Annotated in this window: 22 protein-coding genes; 10 read left to right on the top strand and 12 right to left on the bottom strand. The window is 50.5% G+C overall.

Going from position 1 to position 25,518, the window contains the following annotated elements:
* Window positions 1-2: 2 nt before the first annotated feature.
* Window positions 3-539, top strand: coding sequence for a response regulator transcription factor (locus KOI40_RS14830; RefSeq protein ID WP_216098308.1), 537 nt, complete (start codon window positions 3-5; stop codon window positions 537-539).
* A gap of 102 nt (window positions 540-641) precedes the next feature.
* Here the strand turns inward: KOI40_RS14830 and KOI40_RS14825 are convergent, their stop codons facing one another.
* Window positions 642-1,001, bottom strand: coding sequence for a MaoP family protein (locus KOI40_RS14825; protein WP_216098307.1), 360 nt, complete (start codon window positions 999-1,001; stop codon window positions 642-644).
* A gap of 155 nt (window positions 1,002-1,156) precedes the next feature.
* Between KOI40_RS14825 and KOI40_RS14820 the strand changes: the two genes are divergently transcribed.
* Window positions 1,157-2,020, top strand: a complete 864-nt coding sequence (locus KOI40_RS14820; RefSeq protein WP_216098306.1) for a LysR substrate-binding domain-containing protein — start codon at window positions 1,157-1,159, stop codon at window positions 2,018-2,020.
* On the opposite strand, the gene nhaC is transcribed toward KOI40_RS14820, so the two are convergent.
* The gene (nhaC, locus tag KOI40_RS14815) at window positions 2,017-3,495 is read right to left on the bottom strand and encodes a Na+/H+ antiporter NhaC (protein WP_216098305.1); all 1,479 of its coding nucleotides are present in this window, start codon (window positions 3,493-3,495) and stop codon (window positions 2,017-2,019) included. The two genes, KOI40_RS14820 and nhaC, sit on opposite strands and share 4 nt — an antisense overlap.
* A gap of 118 nt (window positions 3,496-3,613) precedes the next feature.
* Here nhaC and KOI40_RS14810 point away from each other — a divergent pair, with 118 nt between their 5' ends.
* Window positions 3,614-4,510 carry a kinase gene (locus KOI40_RS14810; protein ID WP_216098304.1) on the top strand — a complete coding sequence of 299 codons (897 nt, stop codon included), beginning with the start codon at window positions 3,614-3,616 and terminating at the stop codon, window positions 4,508-4,510.
* A 105-nt stretch (window positions 4,511-4,615) separates the two neighbouring features.
* On the opposite strand, the gene KOI40_RS14805 is transcribed toward KOI40_RS14810, so the two are convergent.
* From KOI40_RS14805 to KOI40_RS14785, 5 genes are all read right to left on the bottom strand, one after another.
* On the bottom strand, window positions 4,616-5,800 hold the full coding sequence (locus KOI40_RS14805; protein ID WP_233710295.1) for an alginate export family protein: 1,185 nt from the start codon (window positions 5,798-5,800) through the stop codon (window positions 4,616-4,618).
* 86 nt (window positions 5,801-5,886) lie between these two features.
* A complete protein-coding gene (locus KOI40_RS14800; protein WP_216098303.1) occupies window positions 5,887-6,726 on the bottom strand; it encodes an ABC transporter ATP-binding protein in 840 nt (279 codons plus the stop codon).
* Between the two features lie 45 nt (window positions 6,727-6,771).
* On the bottom strand, window positions 6,772-7,770 hold the full coding sequence (locus tag KOI40_RS14795) for an ABC transporter permease (RefSeq protein ID WP_216098302.1): 999 nt from the start codon (window positions 7,768-7,770) through the stop codon (window positions 6,772-6,774).
* Window positions 7,771-7,805: 35 nt separating this feature from the next.
* Window positions 7,806-9,149 (bottom strand): CmpA/NrtA family ABC transporter substrate-binding protein, encoded by a 1,344-nt coding sequence (locus tag KOI40_RS14790; RefSeq protein ID WP_233710308.1) that lies wholly within the window; start codon window positions 9,147-9,149, stop codon window positions 7,806-7,808.
* 749 nt (window positions 9,150-9,898) lie between these two features.
* Window positions 9,899-10,720 carry a hypothetical protein gene (locus KOI40_RS14785; protein ID WP_216098300.1) on the bottom strand — a complete coding sequence of 274 codons (822 nt, stop codon included), beginning with the start codon at window positions 10,718-10,720 and terminating at the stop codon, window positions 9,899-9,901.
* A gap of 751 nt (window positions 10,721-11,471) precedes the next feature.
* Between KOI40_RS14785 and KOI40_RS14780 the strand changes: the two genes are divergently transcribed.
* Window positions 11,472-12,179: a type IV pili methyl-accepting chemotaxis transducer N-terminal domain-containing protein gene (locus KOI40_RS14780; protein ID WP_216098299.1), complete on the top strand. Its 708-nt coding sequence runs from the start codon at window positions 11,472-11,474 to the stop codon at window positions 12,177-12,179.
* Between the two features lie 87 nt (window positions 12,180-12,266).
* On the opposite strand, the gene KOI40_RS14775 is transcribed toward KOI40_RS14780, so the two are convergent.
* The 5 genes from KOI40_RS14775 to KOI40_RS14755 form a co-directional block, all read right to left on the bottom strand.
* Entirely contained in the window at window positions 12,267-12,845 is a 579-nt protein-coding gene (locus KOI40_RS14775; RefSeq protein ID WP_216098298.1) for an ANTAR domain-containing response regulator, read from the bottom strand.
* Window positions 12,846-13,227: 382 nt separating this feature from the next.
* On the bottom strand, window positions 13,228-13,701 hold the full coding sequence (rimI, locus tag KOI40_RS14770) for a ribosomal protein S18-alanine N-acetyltransferase (protein WP_216098297.1): 474 nt from the start codon (window positions 13,699-13,701) through the stop codon (window positions 13,228-13,230).
* A gap of 85 nt (window positions 13,702-13,786) precedes the next feature.
* Window positions 13,787-14,674, bottom strand: a complete 888-nt coding sequence (locus KOI40_RS14765) for a hypothetical protein (protein ID WP_216098296.1) — start codon at window positions 14,672-14,674, stop codon at window positions 13,787-13,789.
* A gap of 21 nt (window positions 14,675-14,695) precedes the next feature.
* Complete coding sequence (locus KOI40_RS14760) at window positions 14,696-16,243, bottom strand: 2-isopropylmalate synthase (protein ID WP_216098295.1); 1,548 nt, start codon at window positions 16,241-16,243, stop codon at window positions 14,696-14,698.
* 96 nt (window positions 16,244-16,339) lie between these two features.
* The gene (locus tag KOI40_RS14755; RefSeq protein WP_216098294.1) at window positions 16,340-17,389 is read right to left on the bottom strand and encodes an AraC family transcriptional regulator; all 1,050 of its coding nucleotides are present in this window, start codon (window positions 17,387-17,389) and stop codon (window positions 16,340-16,342) included.
* 236 nt (window positions 17,390-17,625) lie between these two features.
* On the opposite strand from KOI40_RS14755, the gene KOI40_RS14750 reads away from it, so the two are divergent.
* From KOI40_RS14750 to KOI40_RS14725, 6 genes are all read left to right on the top strand, one after another.
* Window positions 17,626-18,834 carry an acetyl-CoA C-acetyltransferase gene (locus tag KOI40_RS14750; protein ID WP_216098293.1) on the top strand — a complete coding sequence of 403 codons (1,209 nt, stop codon included), beginning with the start codon at window positions 17,626-17,628 and terminating at the stop codon, window positions 18,832-18,834.
* Between the two features lie 43 nt (window positions 18,835-18,877).
* Window positions 18,878-21,049: a 3-hydroxyacyl-CoA dehydrogenase NAD-binding domain-containing protein gene (locus tag KOI40_RS14745; RefSeq protein ID WP_216098292.1), complete on the top strand. Its 2,172-nt coding sequence runs from the start codon at window positions 18,878-18,880 to the stop codon at window positions 21,047-21,049.
* A 74-nt stretch (window positions 21,050-21,123) separates the two neighbouring features.
* On the top strand, window positions 21,124-21,894 hold the full coding sequence (locus KOI40_RS14740; protein WP_216098291.1) for an SDR family NAD(P)-dependent oxidoreductase: 771 nt from the start codon (window positions 21,124-21,126) through the stop codon (window positions 21,892-21,894).
* Between the two features lie 106 nt (window positions 21,895-22,000).
* Window positions 22,001-23,140 carry a CaiB/BaiF CoA transferase family protein gene (locus KOI40_RS14735; RefSeq protein ID WP_216098290.1) on the top strand — a complete coding sequence of 380 codons (1,140 nt, stop codon included), beginning with the start codon at window positions 22,001-22,003 and terminating at the stop codon, window positions 23,138-23,140.
* A gap of 61 nt (window positions 23,141-23,201) precedes the next feature.
* Window positions 23,202-23,993 carry an enoyl-CoA hydratase/isomerase family protein gene (locus KOI40_RS14730; protein WP_216098289.1) on the top strand — a complete coding sequence of 264 codons (792 nt, stop codon included), beginning with the start codon at window positions 23,202-23,204 and terminating at the stop codon, window positions 23,991-23,993.
* 437 nt (window positions 23,994-24,430) lie between these two features.
* Complete coding sequence (locus KOI40_RS14725; protein ID WP_216098288.1) at window positions 24,431-25,321, top strand: alpha/beta fold hydrolase; 891 nt, start codon at window positions 24,431-24,433, stop codon at window positions 25,319-25,321.
* Window positions 25,322-25,518 lie beyond the last annotated feature (197 nt).

Below are 25,518 nucleotides of genomic sequence, written 5' to 3'. Positions count from 1 at the left end.
GTATGTCAGAATCCTTAAAACTGCTGGTTGTAGATGACGACATCACGCTAACCCATGTCCTGGCCAGAGCCTTCCGGCGTCGAGGATACGAAGTCTTTGAAGCGCACAACAGCGCCGAGGCATTGACGCTGTGCGAGAAGCACGCCATGGATCGCTGCGTTCTGGACCTGAAAATCGCCAACGAGTCCGGTTTGCCTCTGATTCGCAAGCTCAAGCACCTACAACCGGAATTGATGATCGTCATCCTGACCGGCTATTCGAGCATTAATACTGCGGTAGAGGCGATCAAACTGGGGGCTCATCACTACCTCTGTAAACCCACCGACGCCGACGACATCTTGCAGGCATTTGAAAGCAGCGACGGTGATGATGAAACTGAAATTCAGGCCACACCACCTTCCGTTAGCCGATTGGAATGGGAGCACATTCAGAAGGTGCTGGGCGAAAACGATGGCAACATATCAGCCACCGCCCGGGCGCTGGGAATGCACAGACGTACACTGCAACGAAAATTACAGAAGCGTCCGGTCAGGCAATAATTGAGGCAACCTGATAAATCAGGCTCTTTTGAGAGGCGTGCGGGACGAACGATCAGAGGATTCGATCACCCTTCCCGCAAGAACAACCGCTGACGTCTTGGGTTAGAAATCTTCCACATCATCATAAGATGCCATACTGGCACCATCGTCGTCGTTAGAGCTGGCGCCCAACGAGACAAAGAGAACGCGCTGGCTGGATTTTTTCATAAACCGATCCCAAACCTTCTCATGCTTGGTCTGCGGGTCTTTTTCCCCCTGGCAGAACTTCACAAAGTCCTCTTCTTCAGGGGTCTGGGGAGATCTTTCCCCCAAAGCCAGCGCCTGATAGGCATAGCCGTGATTTTCCAGTAATTGCACCTGCTCTCGAGTGAACTCACCACTTCTGGCAAAACCATATGGGAAGTGATCAGTTCCCCAGAACTTGCGCCCCTTTTGATCAAAATCCTGTGATTGTGTAGTCATAGTGTTCACCCAGATTGTTTAAAAAAACCCAGACAGGCCCTGTTGCCGCGATTATGTTTACACCACTTTTGCCTGTACAATGACTTTTTTTTGTAGTTTCGATAAACAGAATTGATTGAAACACTCGGTAACGATCTCGCGGGATATACCCCCCAATGAACACAGAACTGCTCCGAACCTTCCTTGAAGTCTCCAGAACCCGGCATTTTGGACAGGCTGCTGAGAACCTGTTTTTAACCCAATCTGCGGTCAGTTTCAGGATTCGCCAACTTGAAGAGATCATTGGCCTGCCGCTGTTTACCCGCGAGCGCAACAATATCCTGCTGACCTCCGCCGGCGATCGATTGCTGCCTCACGCCGAGAACATCCTCGCCTCCTGGCAGCTCGCACTACAGGATGTGGCAGTCTCGGAAGGCCAGGACATTCAACTGGCATTGGGCGGGACCTCGAACCTCTGGGACACTTTCTTGCAGGCTGCCCTGCCCAGGCTGGCCGCAACCATAGAAGGGCTTCACCTGCGAACAGAAATCAGCTCCGCTCAGGAACTGACCCGTGCATTGCTGGCTGGCCGACTGGATATGATTGTGGTGCTTGACCCACCCCAGGTGGCTGAACTGGAAGCGATTAAGATCGGAGAAATTGAACTGGTGCTGGTGTCCAGCGAAGCCGAGATGACGCCAGAAGACCTGGCCAGAACGGGCTATATCTTTGTCGACTGGGGCACCGCGTTTAACCTGCAACACGCCCGACTGTTTCCCCAACCTGTCATCCCTGTATTACACACAGCCCAGAGTCACATTGCTCTGGAGTTTTTACTGTCACACGGAGGATCAGCCTTTCTTCCGACAGCCCTGATAACGCCTTACATTGAGAAGCGACAGGTCTTTCCGGTTACTGGGGCTATCAGTGTCAGTCGCGAGGTCTTTGCTGTATTCAGCAACACCTCGACACTCACACCATCACTGCAACCGGTTGTGGACCTGCTGAGAGACGGGGATTTAAAACCGTCGCCAACTTAACCTCTCTGCGGTAACTTCACCAGCCGATAACCCGTGGCGGCCACCAGCAACGTCATAAACGGGCTGATCAGACAGAAGAAGGCAAATGGCGCGTAACTGAGCGTCGCCACACCCAGAACCGTGGCGTGGTAGGCTCCACAGGTATTCCAGGGAATCAACACCGAAGTGACCGTACCGGTATCTTCCAGAGTCCGGCTGAGATTTTGTGAAGCCAAACCACGCTCGCGGTAGGCTGCGGTGAACATACGCCCGGGTATTACAAGGGACAGATACTGGTCAGACGTAGTTGCATTACTGAATACACAAGTACCTGCGGTGGTGGCGACCAGACCAAGAATTGACCTGGCCCTGCTGATCAATACCTGAGTGATGCGCTGCAGAAAACCGGAAGCCTCCATAGCCCCACCAAACATCATCGCTGAAATAATCAGCCAGATGGTTCCCAGCATGCCGGAAATACCACCAGACGTTAACAGTTCATCCAATACGGGATTGCCCGTTTGAATTGCGACATCACCGAAGCAGGCCTGCATGATACCGCGATAGAGAAGAAATTCTTCTGTCCCACTGTTTTCACGACCAATGGTGCGAATCAGCTCAGGCTGAAACAGCAATGCAAACGCCAGCCCAGCCACAACTCCGGCAAACAGTGAAGGCAGAGCCGGTACCTTGCGCAAAATCATCACCAGCACCAATAAAGGTACCAGCAATAACCACGGAGAGACATTGATATGCTCTTGCAAAGTCACGGCAATCGCATCAGATTCCAAACCAGCTGGCTCCGTAACACCAGCGCCCAACACCGCAAACACCAACAGCGCCAGGGTAATAGAAGGGATGGTAGTGAGCATCATATAGCGGATATGCGTGAACAGCTCAGTACCCGTGGCAGCCGCCGCCAGATTGGTCGTATCCGATAACGGGGACATCTTATCGCCAAAGTACGCCCCAGAAATAATCGCACCGGCCACCAGTCCCGGAGAAATCCCCAGCACTTTACCGATTCCCATGAGGGCAATACCGATGGTAGCTGATGTTGTCCACGAACTGCCGGTAAACAAGGCAACAATTGCGCTGATGATAACAGCAGATACCAGAAACCAACTGGCATCGAGTAACTGCAACCCATAGAAGATCATTGTGGGTATGACGCCAGACAGCAGCCATGCCCCGGACAAAGCCCCAACCATTAATAAGATCAACATGGCGGGAATGGCGATTTTCAGACTGTTGCAGATGCCCTCTTCAATCGTCTGCCAGGAGGTATGAAAAAAAACTGCCAGTATGGACGCCACAGCCGCACTGGCCATCAGAAGTACCTGATTTGAACCGCCCACAGCATCATCGCCAAAAATAAAGACGTTCAGGCTCAGCGTCGCCACCAGAAAGATAAGAGGAAAGCAGGCAACAATCAGAGGGATATCCGGACGATCGCCCAAATCGACTCCGGGCTCAATACTATTCTTACTATCCAACAAACCGCTCCTCTGGTGGGCACTCAGCCCGGTACAAATATTGCTCAGGCTTTACAAGTGTTCTGCCTTTTAAGGTTCAGTATACTAATGAAAAGACCGACATAGGGACATTCCTTTTATGCAACAGTCTGCTTTGCATCAATTTTTTGAACGCCACCAACTGCCCGCTCAGTACATTGACACCATCGATAACTACGCTCGCCCCATAGCGCAAGCCCTGGCCAAAAAGCGCCAAAATGACGCACACCCTTTGATTGTTGGGGTTAATGGCTCGCAGGGATCCGGTAAAACAACCCTCTCGGATGCCCTGGTAACCCTGTGGAATACCGAATTTGAGCTGAATACTGTAGCCATCTCGATCGACGACTTTTACCTGACGAAAGCTGAGCGTCAAAAACTGGCGGCCGATGTTCACCCTCTGCTACTGACTCGTGGCGTGCCCGGCACACATGACATTCGCCTCGCCCTGGATACCCTGAGGGCACTGACCAAGAGTTCCAGAAACGTAGCCATCCCCCGCTTTGACAAAGCACAGGATGATCGAGCACCTCAACATCAGTGGGATTCACGTCACGCCCCTGTCGATATTGTCATCCTGGAAGGCTGGTGTGTTGGTTCGGAAGCACAACCCATGAGCAGTCTGGTGGATCCGGTCAATGCACTGGAAGAAAAAGAAGACCCGGAAGGCAATTGGCGACACTACGTCAATGCTCAATTGCAACTGGGCTATCGCGAGCTGTTTCGGCTACTGGATGTAAAAATCATGTTACAGGCCCCTTCTTTCGAATGTGTCTATAACTGGCGGGTGGAACAGGAAGAAAAGCTCAAACAGAAGAGTACGGGGAAGGGCTTGATGTCCAGAGAGGAAATTCAACGGTTTGTGCAGCACTATCAGCGAATCACAGAAAACACCTTGCAAACCCTGCCCGCACACGTCAATTTCCTATTGGAACTGGACAGACAGCGTAAAATCATCAATTTCAGTTCACCAGATCCTCTCAGCAACGCCCTGTAAAATGATTCCTGTCATTGCCGACACGAAAGACATGGCCCGTACGTAAAAAAGGCCAGATATCATGAAAGATATCTGGCCAAAACTCGCATGACTCAGGGAAAGAAATTAAAACTTCGCCTCAGCGGTTAACCACAGTTTATCCGTGTCAGTACTGAAATCATCCGCAGAATACTCTGAGTATTTCACACTGAAATTCATCGGACCAAAGGCTCGGCCGACCACCAGCCCCACTTCAGAACCCAGGTCATCCATGCCAGATGCACCTGAATCATCCGATTCCATATCGTGATAAACCACAGCCAACTTGAAGCCGGCCAGACTGGTCGACGCGGAGAAATACATATCCCGGATACCACCCAGAATGTTACCGGAACCACCGCCCAGGAACTTGTCATCCCACCCCTGGAATTTGTGCAACGTCGCCAGCGGAGTAATAAACTGACCATCGGTGCCATCAGCACCCAACACCTCATAGCCCGCCAACAGTTTCACACCACCCACCGTGTAGGAACCCTCAGCCAGCATATAATCTGCATCGTAGCTCGCTGGGTTATCAGCAGCATCCGACTGGGTGGCATATTCCAGCGCGTAACCAAAGTCACCGGTTGCACCTGCAAAGCGAACACCGTAAGTATCGGTCGAAAACGAAACCACATCTTCGTTATCGATCAGATAGGCATAGCCGGTAAAACTGCCGAAGGAAAAGCCTGAATACTTGGCATTCAACAGGTAGGTGTCATTCTTGTTATCACCGCGCGGGTCATCTTCACCAAAGATGCGATTTACATTGAATACGTATGACAGGAAGATTTCAGTATCAGGCAGACTCTTGTTGCGTACACTGAAGGCATCATAGGTTTGCTCATTCTGCCGGAAACCTACACCACCCACAAAACGCTGATTGTCCAACAAAATTCTCTGACGACCGTAAGTTGCGGTAGTACCACCCAGGGTGTACGACAAATACGCCTGGTTAATCTCGGTACCTTCAGGATCAGCAATGCCTACTGCCTCATCGTCATCACCGATGTAGGTCACATCATCCATTTCGATCAGTGCTTTAAACCCCTGAAAATCACCTGAGCTATACGTCAGACGGGTTTTGAGAGACGTCAGATCCGCATCATCAGCACCGTCAGTTTCTACCTGCTCATTACGCATGCGGAAACTTAACGTCACATCACCTTCTTTCAGGGCCTCAGTTACAGTGTCCTCAGCAAAGGCAGGCATTGCACTGCCACACGCCAGAGCAACAGCCACCCCAAGGATATTCAGCTTCATGGATTTCATGGTATATCTCCTAACATACTGTTTGTTTTGTTGAGTTTTTAGTTTTATGACTTCACTGTGAATTACGTTTCAGAATCACCTGACTTTCAGGCGGCTTCCGTTTTTTTCTTGCTTCCGGATAAACTTTTACGACTGATCGGTTCCACCTTGCGCTGTTTCTCATACAGGAACTTGAGAACTTCGGAACGCAGATGGGTGTACTCCGGATCTTCTGCCAGGGACAACCGATCTCTGGGACGTTCCAGATTAATATCCAGAATTTCACCAACGGTTGCCGCTGGACCATTGGTCATCATGACAATGCGATCAGACAGCAGCACAGCCTCATCCACATCGTGAGTAATCATGATCACGGTGTTATTTAGCTCCGCCTGAATTTCCATCAATGAATCCTGCATGTGTGCCCGCGTCAGCGCATCCAGGGCCCCGAAGGGCTCGTCCATCAGCAGAATCTCTGGTTGCATGGCCAAGGCTCTGGCAATACCAACACGCTGTTTCATACCACCGGAGATCTCATCCGGGCGTTTATGCATGGCATGATCCATGTGCACCAATTCCAGATTGTGCTCAATCCACTCTTTTTTCTCGGCTTTGGTTTTACTCTTGCCAAACACCTGATCGACGGCCAGCTCGACGTTTTCGTAAGCACTCAACCACGGCAGCAGTGAATGGTTCTGGAAGACAACTGCTCGCTCAGGGCCAGGCTCATTGACTTCTTTACCATTCAGTACCACACCGCCTTTCGATGCCTGATACAGTCCAGCAACCACGTTGAGAACCGTGGATTTACCACAACCTGAGTGACCAATAAGAGATACAAACTCTCCCTTTTTGATCTTCAGACTCACATCACTCAAAGCTGTAAACGGGCCTTTGGGTGTCGGAAACACCATGTCGATGTGATCGATATCTAATAAAATGCTCATATTGATTCTCCTGTTCTTAAACGGTGATTCTGACGTTGTATTGACTTAGCGATCGGCGCTGGCTTTATCCCAAGAGACATAACGTTGAATTTGCAACATGCCTCGATCCAACAGGAAGCCAATAAAGCCAATGACCAGTACAGCAGCCATGATGCGACTCAGAGAGTCAGAACTTCCGTTTTGGAATTCGTCCCACACAAACTTACCCAGACCCGGGTTTTGAGCCAGCATCTCCGCCGCGATCAGTACCATCCAGGCAACACCAAAAGACAGACGCATGCCGGTAAAGATCATCGGGATTGATGCTGGCAATACAATTTTACGTACGTGGGTCAGAGGCGGCAGACGCAATACCTTACTGACGTTCACCAAATCACTGTCAATGGACGCCACTCCAACCGAGGTATTGATTACCATTGGCCACAGACAACAGAGAGTCACAGTGATCATGGAGTTCAGGAATGATTTCGGTACCGAAGGATCCGGCGTGTTGTAGAGAGCACTGACAACCATCGTCACCAGCGGCAACCACGCCAGAGGAGAAACGGGCTTGAAGATCTGAACAATTGGATTAACCGCAGAGTTCAGGGGTTTACTCAACCCCACGGCAATACCCAGAGGAATCGCAATCGCAGCAGCCAGAAGAAATCCACTGACAACGGTGACCAGACTGGTGATTATCTGATCCAGAAACGTCTCTTTACCGGTATAGTCCCGAATCTTTGGGACGAAATCCGGATCTTTCGCCATGCGATCCGCATTGCGTTTTTCCTGACGTTCGTAGAAAGCCTCGGCCTTTTCACGCTCGCGCACATGCTCTTCGTAAAGATTGCCAAATTGCTCAACCACTGAGGCTGGCCCGGGAAACTTCCCCAGAGAGGTATCAATATTTTGTGCCGCAACAGACCACAACAACAAAAACCCCAGAATACCCAGCATGGGAAAGACAATGACTTTTGCCAAATCACCCGACACGCCCTTGAAGCGCTCAGAAGCAATATGACTGTCGTTAATTTTACTGAACAGTGCCGTGATTGTTGTCATGATCTGTGCCTCGTTACCTATGTATAAATGACCGCTTAAAGCTTGTCGCCAGCCTTCAGGCCAATGGCAAACTTGTTGATGTACTCGTTCGGTTTGGTGCCGTCATACACGATGTCGTCAATGAAGTGGGTTTGCGGCTCACGGAAACCGTCTTCACTGGCAAAGTCCGGAAACTCTTCAGCAGACATTAATCCCTCTTCAATCAGAGATTCAGCAGCAGCCTGATAGATGTCAGGACGATATACTTTTGCCGCCAACTCTTTGTACCAATCATCACTTTTATCGGTCGGGATTTGGCCCCAGCGACGCATTTGCGTGAGGTACCAGATGGCATCGGAGTAATACGGGTAGGTGGCGTTGTAACGGAAGAACACGTTAAAGTCAGGAACTTCACGCTTATCGCCTTTCTCGTACTCGAAGGTACCGGTCATGCTGTTGGCAATCACATCGTAATCTGCGCCAACGTAGTTAGACTGGGACAGAATTTTCACCGCTTCCGGGCGATTTGCGTTGTTATTTTCATCCAACCACTTGGCAGCACGAATCAGCGCACGCGTCAGGCGAATGGTAGTATTGGGGTACTTCTCGGCGAACTCTTTGGTAATACCGAAAACCTTTTCCGGATTGTCTTTCCAGATTTCATAATCGGTAACCACAGGGACACCAATTCCTTTGAATACCGCCTGCTGATTCCACGGTTCACCTACGCAGTAGCCGTAGATGGTGCCAGCCTCCAGAGTGGAGGGCATCTGTGGTGGAGGGGTTACTGACAACAAGGCATCGGCATTAATCTGACCCGAGGTATCGCCTTTTTCAGGAGCGTAGTAACCAGGGTGGATACCACCGGCAGCCAACCAGTAACGCAACTCGTAGTTGTGCGTAGATACGGGGAATACCATGCCCATATTGAACGGCTTGCCTTCCTGCTTGTACTTTTCAACAACAGGTTTCAATGCATCGGCTTTGATTGGATGCACCGGACGACCATCGTCCATTTTCGGAATGTTGGGCTTCATTTGCTCCCAAATATCATTGGAAACCGTAATGCCATTACCATTCAAATCCATGGAGAAAGGGGTAATGATTTCCGCTTTTGTTCCATACCCCATGGTGGCGGCAATGGGCTGGCCTGCCAGCATATGAGCCCCATCAAGGCGGCCATCAATCACGCCATCGAGTAGCACTTTCCAGTTAGCCTGAGCTTCAATTGTGACGTACAGGCCCTCTTCTTCGAAGTAACCCTTTTCATAGGCGATAGCGATAGGCGCCATATCCGTCAGCTTAATAAAGCCGAACTTCAGCTCTTCTTTTTCCGGATACCCCAATTCTTCAGCCTGGGACAATGATGCCGTCACGCTGAATCCGATGACCCCAGCCATCACGACACGTTTCAGAGGTGTTAGCCATTCCATACATGTTTCCTCGTTAATGATTTAATCGTTATTAATTTGCCTTTATGAATCCGGAAACAAAAAAGGCGCTCACCTGCAGACCGCCAAAACTTTTGACGGTAGCCAGTGAGCGCCTTTGCTCGATAAGGTGGAACCCCGTTGTTCCCCTTACTCTTGTTTCAGTTTACATCTGGATTCTTCTGGAAGAGATCCTGTCAGTCGCCATTGACTGATCAGGCATCAACCCAAGTATCTTTAAACATACGCCCCAAATCGATGAGCCTATGTTTTTCTCATTCCACATCTACAATGCAGTGGTCATGCCAAGCTTGTATTTTTTATTGAAAAAAGGCCGTTTGTAATGCTTTATGCGCCAAAAGCCCCATTTGTGTTCATATGAAAGCCAAAAATACCAAAATGGAACAGGTCAAAAAATAGGGGCCAAAAAAGATTCGGCCGAAACGGTTCCGAATAAGTGCACAAAGCACCACCTTGAACCACAAAAACCAAAAACAAATGCTTCAGAGTCATTCAACAAGCGATCCCGTTACGCGCACAAACGGTGCAAAAGAGTGCATTCGTCCGATTTGAAAGAGAATTTAATGATAGGCGGCCACTCATAGCGGACATCCAGCAGCAATAACAAGACACTCAGTGAGCGCTGTTTGAATTAGGAGAAAAGCAGACTATATCGAAGGGAGGAAAACGGCGGGTAGAACATGATCCAGCAATGAAGGCTAGCTCCACTGCTGCTCTTTTATCAATACATCAAATTGTTCCAGCAAGCTGTCGATGGCGGAAGTGGCAATGGCAAAGAAATCACCAGGCTCGATCGTTGGGTGCTCTTGCATCAGTTCGTTGTTGATACATTCAATAAGAGCAGCAACAGAAGTCATTTGGTGTTCCGGACTCCCCATTTCCCGCCACAGCCGCTTGGTGTTGAGTTCAATCTTTTCACACAGATGCCCTAGCCGAATCCTGGACACACTGTCACAGTACGCAGCGGCCGATACACCAGTACCAATTGCCCGCGCCTGACCAATATATTCAGCAGACAGTAAAAGCTCCCGCCAATAACGATGAAGAGGCTTCTTTTTATTATTGGTTAACAACAATAAATCGCTTTCCTGAGCGAGATCATCAATCAGGTACAACACATTTTTAATTAGGTAATTGTGCTGTGCCAGGCAATTATCGGTACTTAAGGTCTTGTAGTTGCCTGCCAGCCTCGCCCAGTGTTGAGTGATCCCCTTCCAACGCGCATTGTCTTCAATCTTGATGTCGACATTGGCAATGTCATACAGATCCCGACTCACCTCACGCTGCAATTGCTCAATAGTCGGTTTAAGGCTGGTCTTGCCATTCAAATAGCCGCTGCACATCCCTCTGTGTTTCTGTATATGAGTCAGCAGAGCTCTGAGTTTGGACAACCACTCCAATCCTCTTGCCTGCCTTTCAGCCCGATGTCGACGCGCCACAAGCAGCAATGCAATCACGACAATGCATACAAATGCTCCAGCACTGCTCCACATAGTGACGGAGGAAGATGAATCAAACATAAACCATTCCCTTAAACTGGTAACAGGTGTCCTATGCCGCCACATAATCTATAACAGCATTTACTGTGGTTAATACTGGCTTAATATTGTTAATACAGGCTAGGTATTTATTGTTTTACGCCTTTTGGTGCCGCACCCACTTTTGATACCCCCACCCAATTTCTACTCAGAGTGAGCACGCCTGATAAAATCTATAGATACTGATTTTGGATAATCAAAACTTTTAGCGCCACCGCAAGATGTCCGCTTCAAATTTGAGTGAGATTTTTTATTCTCTGTATGAACTCAGCCTTGAGACAGAACTCTGCAATAAAACGCCTAACAGTGTAATGAGCAAATTCTATTCCATTTAGTACAATCGTACACCCGGTTTTTAGCCCAATAAATTGGGCTGTTTTTCTGTCTCTTTCGACGTTTCTGACAATATATTTTCCCGATCAGGCTTTTGACGCCCCACCCTAAAGCCACGCGCACCATATTAATGCCTTAACCCTGATCATCAGGCTTTAACTTTTGGCTAACTATTTGCATTACAAGCATTTCACAATATCACCGCATACACATAAACGCGGAACAATTTAATCACCGAGAGAATGCCATGTCTTTTTTTAATCCAGGGCTTATAAAAAGCCAGCCATCACTAGGCTTTGCCATAAGGGCACTTCTAATCACTTTTATATCTTTAATGTCTCTTAATGCCTACTCTACTCTGGGAACATCTGAGCAGAGTAGTCTACTGACGATTCACTCCATGGGTGAAGCCATCAACATGGCGGGTCGGCAACGCATGCTGTCCCAACGGATTGCCCAGTCTTATTTTCTCAAAGGGCTCAAACCAGACTCTGCGCGAAGCGATGAGCAGCTCCAGCGAGCCATCAAGGAATTTGATCGCAACCTGGTAAGCCTGAAAAACTATCCCGCAGCCAAGCCCCTGCATCAACAGGCACTCCGAGTGGAAGCCCTCTGGCTTCCCTATAAACAACTGGCACAGGGCGAAGTCAACAAAGACTCCGGAACTATTCTACTGGAACAGAGCAACACCCTGCTAAAAGAAGCCAACGAATATGTTTCTCAACTGGAAAAGCTATCCGCAACTCAGAAAGCTGAGATCATTAACCTGTCTGGCCGACAAAGAATGCTTTCCCAGCGAATCGCCAAGAACTTTTTGGCGGCACAGTGGGGAATAAATACAGAGAATGCGACCGCTTTGCTTTATGAGGATCTGGCAGAATATGAAAACGTATTGACCTACCTGTCTGAAAGCTCGCTCAACACTCCGAAAATCAGGACTCAACTTCAGAAAGTCACGGGACAATTTAAATACGCCTTAAAAGGATTCGATGGTGCAATGAGCCTGTCCGGAAAACGGTTAGTACACGTCGTTACAGGAACCACAGATGCCATGCTACGAGGCATGAACATTATCACCGGACAATACGCAGAGCTGTTGTCTGAATAATTCGGAACAAACCGGCGCCTGAATTTTGCTGGCGCCGGCTAAATGCCAACCCTGAAAGCGAACACTATCCGTTAATAGCGATTGTAATCAGTTGGATTCCAATACGGACAGAACATCCGTTATAGACTCTGCGGCTGCCGACAAGGATTGTCCTTTATCCATCGCCATCTTGCGCAAAGTACGGTAGGCCTCATCCTCAGAATAACCCTTGGCCTTCATTAACAGACCTTTGGCTTTATCAATTTTTTTCCTGTCAGCCAGTTGAGTACGAGTGGACTCCAACTCGCTTCTGAGCACCTGAGTTTCTTTAAATCGAGCAGCCGCAATATTGATAATCGACCGCAAACGATGGGGTTGAATATCGTTGACGACAAAGGCGTTAACTCCGGACTTCACCACCTGTTCGATCAGTTTCGGAGCTTCCTTTTCAGCAAACATGATGACAGGTTTGGGAGACAAATCCCGAATCAGCAACAGTTGTTGCAACAACATATCGTCCGGATAATCGGTACCGATCACCAGGATATCAGGATTCAGGCTTTCCACCTGTTTCAGCAATTGAGCGTTGTCACGAATTTTGGCCAGCAGGCAATAGCCTGAATCTTCCAGACCACGCCGCAATGCGGTGGCCCTTTCAGGATCCGCATCCAGGAGCAATACGGACACAGGCTCAGAGCAGACGACACCCAACGGTGCTCTGCGTCCCGACCGATCTTTTAATCTCGCCCTTACCAATGAACAGCCCACCCTGATCCGTTGAGCTCAATTCTGACCCAACTGAAACCGTGAATAACATTAAAGCCGAGAAAATAAAGCCAAAACTGTGCCAGTCTGGAAAAACCGTTCCACTCCTTGGTCTTCGGGGGAAAGGAGGATATCAACGGAGAAAAAAATGACTCACATTAATGCAAAATGACAATCCACCGCACAATAAAACAGCATGACGACAGAGGTAATAATTTTCAGAATCTGACAAGTCCGCGAGAAACTCAAAAAAACACACCATTCTGGTGCAGGAAAGTGCTCAAATTGATATGACTTTCAGGTTTCAGGATGCCGCAAACAATTCCATCGCCATTAACACCGCGTCCTCACGCCCCTTGGCTGCGGGGTAGTAATCAGGACGCAGCCCGACTTCTACAAAACCGGCATTCTGGTAAAGAGCAATCGCCGGAGCATTGGAGGCACGCACCTCGAGATAGAACCGATCAGCCAGCGTGGCCACCTGCTCCAGCAACCAATCCATGAAACAGCCGCCCACACCTTGCCCCTGATAGTCCGGGGATACGACAAAATCCAGCAGCTCTGCCTCACCCACCACGACAGAGACTATGGCAAACCCTATCCATTGTTCATTTGTCTGAATGCCCCAGCAATGATATCGGGACAAGCCCGATTCCAGCAGGGAACGACTCCAGGGGTGGGAGTGAGCCCGGGTTTCCAGCTGATGCACCGCATCCAGAGCCTCCTCTGGCAAAGGAGAAGCCACTAACGGCAACTGTTTAGCTGTTACGAGTGACACAGGAACAGAGCAGATCTCGGATGAAGCCATAGGTGCTTTAATACTCAGATCGGTGCTGACAAGGTGTGCAGAGGTTGAAATCCACCTAAGACTGTCGCAGGGGTTGGATTGATCGCCAGGTGACGGCTTTCAGTTCGGGTTGTTGCAGCATGTCACACAAACTGGGCACTACGATAGCAGTTGCCTGCAGCGCTTCAATTGTGAGTGCCCTGCCCTGCATCGCCTTGTAGGATACTTCCGCATCACCGTTTTCAGGCAACAGATCCGCAGGCAGTACAAAATGACAGGCCTCAGCCCCCATCAATAAGAGGTAACGGGCGGGTTGAGCCTCAAGTTTTCCCTCCAGCATGGCCAGCACCGTTTCCCGTGCAGCCGCCTCTCCCTTTGGCGCCAGACGGTGATCGTACATGGGCCAGCGCAACACCTCGGCCCGGGCCAGAGGTTGACGGGGCAGCCCCAGCGCAAACAGGATATTGGCCAGCAGCGGTTCAGTGGGCAAAGCCAATTCTGCATGGCGACTGTCCACAATGACCAAATCCTCACTGACACGCCACAGGCTCAGCGAGAAATGAGGGTCCACCTCGACTGCGGTAGTCTGCTGCTCTGGTGTTGCCTTGCCGGCAGAACCCAAGCTACCTGAAGAATCGGTAACTGGAGAAGCAGGACTGGCAGGCGCCTTCACCTTATCAACAATTTCAGCAAGACTGCTGACCACCGTCCCGGCTGTGGCCGGTGCCGCAGTCTCGCCAGTAGCCGTCGCTTCCCGAGTATTGGAAGCTGTGACTGCCGGCGAGCCGGTATGTTCGTCGACACTCGGCACAGAAACCGGAGTGGCTTCCAGGCTTGGTGCATCATTTACCGGCAGAACCGGCTCACAGGAAACCGGCGCCGGTGCCACAGGCAAAATCCAGCGAGGCATATAACTGTCGATGCCAAGGGCGTCTAAATATTGCTGGCGCTGGATTTCATTCATAGTGAATCTTCGTTAATCAGGTCACACACCCCGTTGCGGATGTGCACGGCCCTCGGATTCTAACAGATTCAGAGCGTGCAAGTAGGCTTTTGCAGACGCAGCCACCACATCGGTATCGGCACCGACACCATTGACGATCTCGCCGTTTCTGGCCAACCGCACGGTAACATCACCCTGCGCTTCAGTACCCGCAGTAATGGCGTTAACCGAGTAGAGTTCTAGCGCCGACTGACTGTTGACCTCTTTTTCGATGGCTTTAAACACCGCATCAACAGGGCCACTCCCCTCCGACGAAGTGGTCACGGATTGACCAAGTCGGGTAAACGTCAACTCTGCTCTGGGCTTCTGGCCTGTTTTACAATTGACTTCCATTCCGACAAAGCGATAGATCTCATCGACGCTTTCAGCCTTCACATCGGAGACCAGAGCCTGCAGATCTTCGTCAAAGATCTCATGCTTTTTGTCCGCCAGATCCTTAAAGCGCTTGAAGGCATCATTGAGGGCTTCCGGTGAGTCGAAGGTCACCCCCAACTCTTCAAACCTGGCTCTTACCGCAGCCCGACCGGAGTGCTTACCCAGGACCAGTTTGTTGGCATTCCAGCCCACGTCTTCTGCCTTCATGATCTCGTAAGTCTCGCGGTGCTTGAGGACACCGTCCTGGTGAATGCCGGATTCATGGGCAAAGGCATTGGCTCCTACAATCGCCTTGTTCGGCTGTACCGGGAATCCGGTCACGCTGGCCACCAAACGGGACGTTGGCACAATATGACGGGTATCGATGGTGGTCTCGACGGGATAGAAGTCTTTGCGTGTCTGTACCGCCATGACAATTTCTTCCAGTGAGGCGTTACCCGCTCTCTCCCCGAGACCGTTGATGGTGCATTCTACCTGACGCACACCATTCATCACCGCTGCCAGGGAGTTAGCCACCGCCAGCCCCAGATCGTTGTGGCAGTGGGTAGAGAAAATCGCTTTGTCGGCATTGGGAACATGGTTCAGCACATTCTTAAACAAGGCTCCGTACTCTTCAGGAGTGCCATAGCCGACGGTGTCCGGGATATTGATGGTACTGGCACCCGCAGCGATGACCGCTTCGATAATGCGGTACATAAAGTCGGGCTCGGTACGGCTGCCATCCTCAAGGGAAAACTCTACGTCTTCAGACAGATTGCGGGCAATCTTCACCGCCTCAACAGCCTGCGCCAGCACTGCATCCGGCTCCATCTGCAACTTGTACTTCATGTGAATCGGCGAGGTGGCAATAAACGTATGAATACGACCGGAATTGGCGTTTTTCAGAGCCTCACCCGCGCGTTCAATATCCGCACGAACCGCCCGTGCCAGGCTGCACACTGTGGAATCTTTCACAGCTTGAGCGACAGCTTTTACCGCCTCGAAATCACCGGGACTGGCAATGGCAAAACCCGCTTCGATCACATCGACGCGCATCTTTTCCAGCATCTTGCCAATACGTACTTTCTCGTCTTTGGTCATGGACGCGCCCGGGCTTTGCTCCCCGTCGCGCAGGGTAGTATCAAAAATAACCAATTTATCTTTGTGTGTGCTCATAGTGATCTCGTATTCTCTCTGCAGACTGTTCCAGACCCAATCAAGAGTCAGTTCTCATTGTGCATTTTGTGCGTTATCAACTGGCTATAGGATACCCTAGTTATTAGCGCTTTTCGCTCGCTTCCTGTAGGTGAATGGCGTCACGCCTGTCCAACGCTTGAAGGCCCGGGTAAAGGTACAGGTTTCCGAAAAGCCGGTAAGATAGGCAATTTGCTCAATCGCCTCACTGCTTTTGGTAAGGTGACGAATGGCAATATCCCGCCTCAGCTGGCTTTTCAGATCACCATAACCGATACCTTCAGCCTCCAGCTTGCGACGCAGCTTCTTGGGATGAATTTCCAGCTCTTCGGCCACTTCCACCAACGTGGGAATACTGCTTAAACGCTGTCTAAGAACAGCACGGGTTTTGGCGCTCCAACTTTGTTGATTGTAGTCATTCACCATCACATTCAGCAGTGGCTGACGCAGAAAATTGGATAAAGATTCAGGGGTTTGTTTGATTGGCAGCTCCATTACTCGCCGGTCAAACGTTAAAGAGCATCCCGTGTCAGGCTCCCTCTCGTCACAAAATACCCTTTCGGCACCGGGAAACATCGCTCGATACTCCTGGCTGTGTTCCGGTTCCGGGAAATTTAACCGCACCTGCTGGATAGGCAAGCTGTCTTCGGTTAACCAAGAGGTCAACCGATGCAGGCCAAACATAAACAACTCATAGGCGAATGGTTCGATGGACTCCCCTTTTTCCCAGGGAGAAAAATGTATGGTCAGGGTGTCTTCATTGGTGCTCAACTCGGTTTTCAGCCCTCGCTCAAGCAGCGAGTAAAACAGACAAAATCGTTTCAGTGCCTGACTGAGGGTACGAACATGAATCACCCAGTGGCACACTGCTGACCAGGTACCCACCTTCAGCGGCAATCGGCAGTAGCCCAGAGCCTCATCATTCATCTCACGCATCGTGATCGCCTGTAACCGGGCATACTGTTCCACGGTCACACGTGCATTACTGCCGACGAACAGGCGCGGAGGAATATGAGCCCGCCGCACCAGGCCTGGCACGTCAATACCTTTTGACGGAGCATTCTTCACAACCGCCCTGAGAAAATAACTGGGTACGGATATCTCTTGTGTATTGCTGACGTCACTCAATGTGTTCTACCCACCTTTTTTAACCTGTCGACTAAAATTCATCAATATCGGCGCACCATTGCCCCAGCCTTAAAACGGAACAAACTGCACACTATTGTCCAAATAGATCCTTGATTAAGGGGCATTTGGCAAACAATAATGAAAAAAATGCACGTTATCGCTAAAACCCATCGATAGCAAGTGGGTATCAGCTCCCTCTTTTTACGATAAACAGATAAAACCAACAGGATCTCGTAATGCCACATACCGCCTATATATACGACGCTGTCAGAACCCCGCGCAGCAAAGGGAAAGCTGACGGTTCTCTTCATGAGGTTAAACCGGTTGCTCTCGGTGCCAGCCTCCTGAAGGAGCTACAACAGAGACACGATCTGGATACCAGCCAGGTGGACGATGTGGTAATGGGCTGTGTGACCCCCACCGCCGAGCAGGGTGGCGATGTCGCCAAAAGCATTGTCCAGTTTGCTGATTGGGATGAAAGCGTGCCCGGCGTACAACTGGATCGCTTCTGTGCTTCTGGCCTGGAAGCCGTCAATATGGCTGCCATGAAAATCGCTTCCGGGTGGGAAGATCTGGTGGTTGCCGGTGGCGTGGAGTCCATGTCCCGTGTACCTATGGGCAGCTCCGGCGGCGCCTGGATGTATGATCCGGAAGTCACAATGCATGACGGTATCGTGCCTCAGGGTATTGGTGCCGACACCATAGCCACCATCGGTGGATGGAGCCGCGAAAACGTCGATGCTTTTGCCCTGGCCTCGCAACAGCGTGCCGCTCACGCTCAGGCAAGTGGCTACTTTGATCGTTCAGTGGTTCCGGTAAAAGACCTGAACGGCGTGACCGTGCTGGAGAAAGATGACTTCATCAAGCCCAACACCACCATGGAAGTACTTGGCAAACTGCGCCCATCTTTCGAATCCATGGGCAATCTTGGTTTTGATGACATGATGCTGCGCAAGTACCCGCAGCTGCCTGCCATCAATCACGTTCACACCCCCGGCAATTCCTCAGGTATTGTCGATGGCTCTTCAGCGGTATTGATCGGTAGTGAAAAAGCCGGCAAGGATTTGAACCTGATCCCACGCGCCCGCATTGTGGCGACAGCTGTGCTGGCGACTGATCCAACCATCATGTTGACCGGACCTGGTCCTGCCGCCAGGAAAGTATTATTAAAGGCAGGCATGACAACCGCCGACATTGATCTGTTCGAAATCAACGAAGCCTTTGCTTCTGTCGCCCTGCGTTTCATGCAGGATCTCGATATTTCTCACGACGTTACCAACGTTAACGGCGGCGCTATCGCCATGGGGCATCCCTTGGGGGCCACCGGAGCCATGTTGGTCAGCACCATGCTGGATGAACTGGAACGTCGCAACAAAAAACGCGGCTTGATTGCTCTCTGCGTCGGAGGCGGCATGGGTATCGCCACCATCATCGAACGCGTTTAACAATCTCCCTGAAGAAAAAACAGAATAAACAAGGTAATAGATCATGAGTGAGAACCTACACGGTTTTATCTACGAGAAAGACACCGACGGCATCGTCACCATCACCATGGATTTGGATGGCCCGGTCAATGCCATGAACAGCCAATATCGGGATGCCATGCTGGCGACTGTCACCAGACTGCAAGCTGAAAGCGATTTAACCGGAGTTGTACTGGCATCTGCCAAAAGCACGTTTTTTGCCGGGGGTGATCTGCGCGAATTGTCCTCAGTGCCCAAAGGCGAAGAAGAAGCCCAGTTCCGCACCCTGGAGGACAAGATCAAAGCCCCTCTGCGCGGTCTGGAAAAACTGGAAGTGCCCGTAGTCGCTGCGATCAATGGCGCAGCACTGGGTGGTGGTCTGGAAATCTGCCTGGCCTGTAACTATCGCATTGCTCTCAACTCGCCACAAGTTCAGATTGGTCTTCCTGAAGTGACCCTCGGTTTGCTACCCGGCGGTGGTGGCGTGGTTCGTTCCATCCACCTGCTGGGCCTGGAGAAAGCGCTGCCATTCCTGCTGGAAGGCAAGCGGTTGAATGCCTCTGAAGCAGTTGAAGTTGGCTACGTGAACGAGCTGGTCGACGATGCAGACAAACTGGTAGCAAGCGCCAAAAACTGGATCAAGGCCAACCCGGAAGCCTGGGCTCAACCCTGGGACATTCAAGGACACAAGATTCCCGGAGGCGACGCGACCAGCAAGACGGTATTAAATATCCTGGCCATGGCGACTCCAATGACCATTAAAAAAACCCGTGGTCTGCTGCCGGCCCCAGAGCGAATTCTGGCCGTGGCCGGTGACACCATGACAGTAGACTTTGATACCGCCTTGCGTATTGAGTCACGCGGGTTTGCCTTCCTGAACACCACTGCGGAAGCCAAAAACATCATCACTTCCGGCTTTTTTCAAATGAACAGTGTCAACGGTGGCGCAGCACGCCCAAAAGGCATTGAACCCAGCAAAGTGAAAAAAGTCGGTATTCTCGGTGCCGGCATGATGGGTCAGGGCATTACCTTTAGCTCAGCAATGGCCGGCATTGAAGTAGTGTTGAAAGACATCAGCCTGGAAGCCGCAGAAAAAGGCAAAGCCTACACCGCAAAACTGCTGGACAAACAAATCCAGCGCGGTCGCAAAACCGAAGCCGACAAAACCAAGGTACTCGGTCTGATTAAAGCCACCAAGGATTATGCAGATTTGCAAGGCTGTGACCTGATCATTGAAGCCGTGTTTGAAAACATCGAACTGAAAAACAACGTCACCAAAGAAGCGGAAGGCTATTTGGCAGAAGGCGGCATTTACGGCAGCAACACCTCTACCCTGCCCATCAGCCAGCTGGCAGAAGCCAGCGCCAAACCGGAAAACTTTATTGGCATTCACTTTTTCTCGCCGGTAGACAAGATGCCTCTGGTCGAAATTATCTGCGGTGAAAAAACCAGCGATGAAACTCTCGCCAAAGCGTTCGACTACACCCGACAAATTCGCAAGACCGCCATTGTGGTGAACGACTCACTGGGATTTTTCACCTCTCGGGTGTTCTTCACCTATCTGGACGAAGGTGCACGCCTTCTGACCGAGGGAGCTGATCCCGTGTTGATTGATGCCATGGGCAAGCAGGTGGGTATGCCTGTGGGACCGCTGACCATTCAGGATGAAGTCAGTCAGGAACTGACCCGCAAAGCCGCTGAGACTCACCGCAACATGGGGGTATTGGGCAGCAAAAGCGACTGCAGTGTCGGCATTGACGTCTGTGAAAGCATGGTCAGGGACTTTAACCGCGGCGGCCGCCATCACGGTGGCGGTTTCTACGAATACGCAGAAGACGGCAGCAAGGCTGTGTGGCCAAAACTCTATGAGTTGTACCACAAGCCGAACGTGTCAATCGCCAACCAGGACATGAAAGATCGCATTCTGTTTCGCCAGGTTATTGAAAGCCTGAAGTGCCTGCAGGAAGGTGTTCTTCGCTCTGTTGCTGAGGGTAATGTCGGCTCTCTTTTGGGTATTGGCGCACCGACCTGGACAGGCGGTTTCATCCAGTTTGTTAATACTTACGAATACAACAATGAAACCGGACCGGCAGCGTTTGTTTCTCGGGCCAACGAACTGGCTGAACAGTATGGCGCTCGCTTTACACCACCCGCAAATGTGATCGACAAGGCCAAAGATGGCGGAACGTTTCAATAAACGCGGAATAACAATTTCACAACACTTTCGGGTGATGTAATTAACATCACCCCCACAACCATCAGGAGAATAAAATGGATATTGCAGGCAAAACCGCTATTGTCACCGGAGGCGCATCCGGCCTGGGTCTGGGCACAGTGGAACTCTACGCCGCCAAAGGCGCCAATGTGGCTATTTTTGATTTGAACGAAGAAGCCGGACAGGCCGTTGCCGATCGTCTCGGGGATAAGGTTGCTTACTTTAACGTGGACGTGGCCGACGAAGCTTCCGTACAAACCGCTATCGATGCCACTGTAGACAGGTTCGGCGCCCTGCACATCGTCAACAATTACGCCGGTATCGGCCCGGCGTGTAAAACCTACGGCTCCAAAGGCCCTCACCCCATTGATCTGTACATGAAAATTGTCATGATTAATCAGGTGGGCACCTTCAACGTCGCACGTCTGGCCGCTGAGAAAATGGCCCAGAATGAGCCCGTCAACGAAGACGGTAGCCGTGGCGTAATCATCAATACCGCTTCGGTTGCCGCCTACGAAGGTCAGATCGGTCAGGTCGCCTACTCTGCCACCAAAGGCGCTATTGTTGGCATGACACTGCCTATGGCTCGCGAACTGGCACCTTACGGCATTCGCGTGAACACCATCGCTCCCGGCCTGATTCATACTCCGCTGTTTGATTCGATTGAGGAGTCTTACTACAAGTCCCTGGAAGCCTCAACCGTGTATCCAAAACGTTTGGGCAGACCCGCCGAGATCGCCAAGCTGTCCCTGCATATCGTAGACAACGATTACATCAACGGTGAAGTCATCCGTATGGACGCTGCAGTTCGCATGCAACCCAAGTAAGATAGCGTCTCACAACCATCAGGGCAGTGCCTGCGCACCGCCCAAACCTTTGCGTCCGTACTACGGGCTTTTTACATGGCATAACACTACGTTTCCGGAGTTTATTATGGGCCCATTGTCAGGTTACCGGGTAATTGAGCTAGCGGGTTTAGGCCCGTGCCCCATGGCAGGCATGATTTTGGCTGACATGGGTGCCGAGGTTATCTGCATTGATCGCGGAGGCAACCCTCCCGCTCTTTACGGGCAAGACATAAGCCGCCGGGGAAAGAAATCCATTGTGGTCAATCTTAAAAGCGAAGAAGGCCGTAAAGCTCTGATGAAACTGATTGCTTCAGCCGATGTATTGATCGAAGGTTTTCGTCCCGGTGTCACCGAAAAACTGGGAATCGGCCCTGAAGATTGTCAGGCAGTAAACCCCGCCCTGGTTTATGGCCGTATGACGGGCTGGGGACAGACCGGTCCTCTGGCTCAAAACGCCGGGCACGACATCAACTACATCTCTATCACCGGCGCTTTACATGCAATCGGTGTGAAAGGTCAAAAACCTGTAGTACCAATGAATCTGGTCGGTGATTTTGGTGGCGGCACCATGTTTTTGGTCAGCGGCGTTTTGGCAGCACTGCTGGAAGCTAAAAATTCAGGCAAGGGCCAGGTCGTCGATGCAGCCATGGTGGACGGTGCGACCAATCTGATGTGGATGTGCCACAGCTTCCATGCTTCAAAAATGTGGGATTTTAACGAGCGTGGTGTGAACATGCTCGATGGCGGCGCCTTTTATTACGACACCTACGAAACAAAAGACGGCAAGTACGTCGCGATCGGCGCTATCGAACCACAATTTTTCATGACTCTGGTCGAAAAAGGCGGACTGGATCCGGAAATTTTCAATCTGGAAACCCAAAACGACATGGATCAATGGGAAGAGAAAAAAGCCATTCTCACGGAAGTGATGAAAGAAAAGACCCGCGACGAATGGTGTGCCTTACTGGAGCATACCGACGCCTGTTTTTCACCCGTGCTCAGTGCTTATGAAGCCTTTGACTACCCCCACAACCAGGAGCGTGATGTCTACATCGAACTGGACGGTTACAAACAACCCGCTCCTGCCCCCCGATTCAGCCGCACAAAATCTGAAGTGGCGCATGGTCAACGTCCCAGCGGACATGATACCCGGGTTGTCCTTGAAGACCTGGGCTTGTCCAGCGACGATATTCAGACACTGATCGATCAGGGGGCGGTGCAATAATCGCATCACCGATTGCAACTTCCAACCTACAACAAAAAGCATCACGAAAAAGGACTCTGTTATGAGCAGCTTTGAAGCACTGACTTATGAAGTAACTAACCATATCGCCATCATTACCATGAACCGCCCTGAGGTTCGTAACTCGCTCAACAAACAAATGCGTACAGAACTGTTGGCCGCTTTCCAGCAGGCCGGGGAAGATGACCAGGTACGTGTCATATTGCTGGCGGGTGCGGGAAAAGGGTTTTGTGCAGGCGCAGACCTCGGTGAAATATCGCCTGGCAGTGACGAAGACGGATTTATTACAGATCTTATCCGTCACGAATACAATCCTCTAATCAAGGCAATCACTGACACTCCCAAGCCCGTCATTAGCGTTGTTCATGGAGCCGCTGCGGGCATTGGTGGTTCACTGGCCATGGCTTGTGATTTGATGATGATGGCTGAGGATGCCTTTCTCTACTCAGCATTTGGCGCCATTAGCCTGATTCCCGATGGCGGCTCGCATAAATTCCTGCAATCCTACCTGGGATCCAAAAAAGCCTATGAGATGATTGCTTTTTCTCAGCGACTACCCGCCGAGCAGTGCGAGAAAGTCGGTCTGGCTAACCGAGTAGTGTCCAGTGAGAACTTATTGAATGATGCACTGGAGTGGGCCTCAATCCTTACCGAGCAAGCGCCTCTTACACTGCGCTTATCGAAAGAGATCCTTCAGGCAGCGGCCTCAGAAAACCTGGATTACTGCCTGGATAAAGAAGCTGTTGTGCAAAATACCGCCTACCGCAGTCAGGATTTTAAAGAGGGCGCCAGCGCTTTCTTTGAAAAACGCAAGCCGGAATTCAAGGGCGTGTAATTCCAACCCGCTGACTGACAGCTTTTGTAGAATACAAGAGCCCAATGCGGCTGGTACCTTGTCAAAAACGATGCCAGCCGCATTCATTATTCAGAACAACCACCCGCGACCAAAAACCACGCCAAAAGTTCTCCATCTCAAGTTCTATTGTATAAATTTGCCTGAAATTATTCAGCCCACCCCTTCTTCAGGATCATCAGATACAAGCCTCTCGCCAAAGCCCCTGATAGTTTGGCCACACGCTTTTTGTTCAAGGTAGGATATTCCCCAGCTCAGTCTAAAGCACCATATCTCAGGGTTTTGGACTTACAAGCCAACGAACCCGCAACGTGTGCTTCTGGCTCAGATAGCTACAGCTCATTTTGAGAATGTTGGTTCATGCAACCCCATGCAAACAGCATGAGTATTTATAACCTCATATAGGTTCGGAAACTCCCATGGCAAAAGCTGTATTAGACGGCCTAACTCTTGAATATGAAACATTTGGCGACCAAGCAAAACCTGCAATTTTGTTAATTATGGGGCTGGGCTCACAACTGATTCAATGGCCCGAGAAACTCTGTCAAAACCTGGCTGATCATGGTCATTTCGTGATTCGTTACGACAATCGCGATGTTGGTTTATCCACAAAAATGGATAACATCAAATCCCCCAATTTCACCTGGGCCATCATACGACATCAATTGGGTTTAAAACCTAAACTTCCGTATACACTTATGGATATGGCCAAGGATGCTATAGGCCTTCTGGACTTTTTGAAGATTCCACAAGCTCACTTCGTTGGCGTTTCCATGGGGGGTATGATTGCACAGCTGATGGCTATTCACTTTCCGCAAAGAGCGCTTTCACTGACGTCCATCATGTCAACAACGGGAAATCCCAAACTGCCAAGAGCCAAACCGGAAGCAACCGCTGCCCTGACTAATAAAGCATCCAAGGATGCCAGCATTGAAGAAATTGTTCTCAACAATATGCAAGGCTGGAAAGCCATCATGAGTCCGGGATACCCAATATCCGACGAAGTCCTAAAAGAGAAATGTCATGCTGCCGTAAAAAGAAGTTATTACCCTGCAGGCATTTTCAGACATTTGCTGGCCTCAATCTGTACACCTGACCGTCGCAAACAACTGCAGAAACTGACAATCCCCGCCCTGGTGATTCACGGTACCGACGATCCTCTGATCCCGATAGAGTGTGGCAAGGACACAGCCAACAATATTCCTCAATCAGAGTTTCATGCCATTGAGGGGATGGCTCATGATTTGCCCGAAGAATTCCTCCCCAAACTTTGTGAACTTATCGGTTCCCTGACTCGGCGTTTAGCCTGACAAGAAGGCTGAGGAGCGATCAAAACTGCATCTTTCAGGATTTGATGCAGTTCGCATCCCTTGAATTCTGCTAACGGCGCCCTCTCAGACTGTGAATGAGCGATCATATTGCCCCAGAGAAATTGATTTCAACAAAGCTATCACCTATAACTTATTAACCAGAGAGATAGCTATTCCCTTGTTTTATAAATCAATTT

Origin of the sequence: Pseudomaricurvus albidus, from assembly GCF_018863235.1 — a bacterium.
GTDB classification, from domain to species: domain Bacteria; phylum Pseudomonadota; class Gammaproteobacteria; order Pseudomonadales; family Cellvibrionaceae; genus Pseudomaricurvus; species Pseudomaricurvus albidus.
Note: the sequence above shows the minus strand (reverse complement) of the source record. Positions and strands in the feature narration are given on the sequence as shown.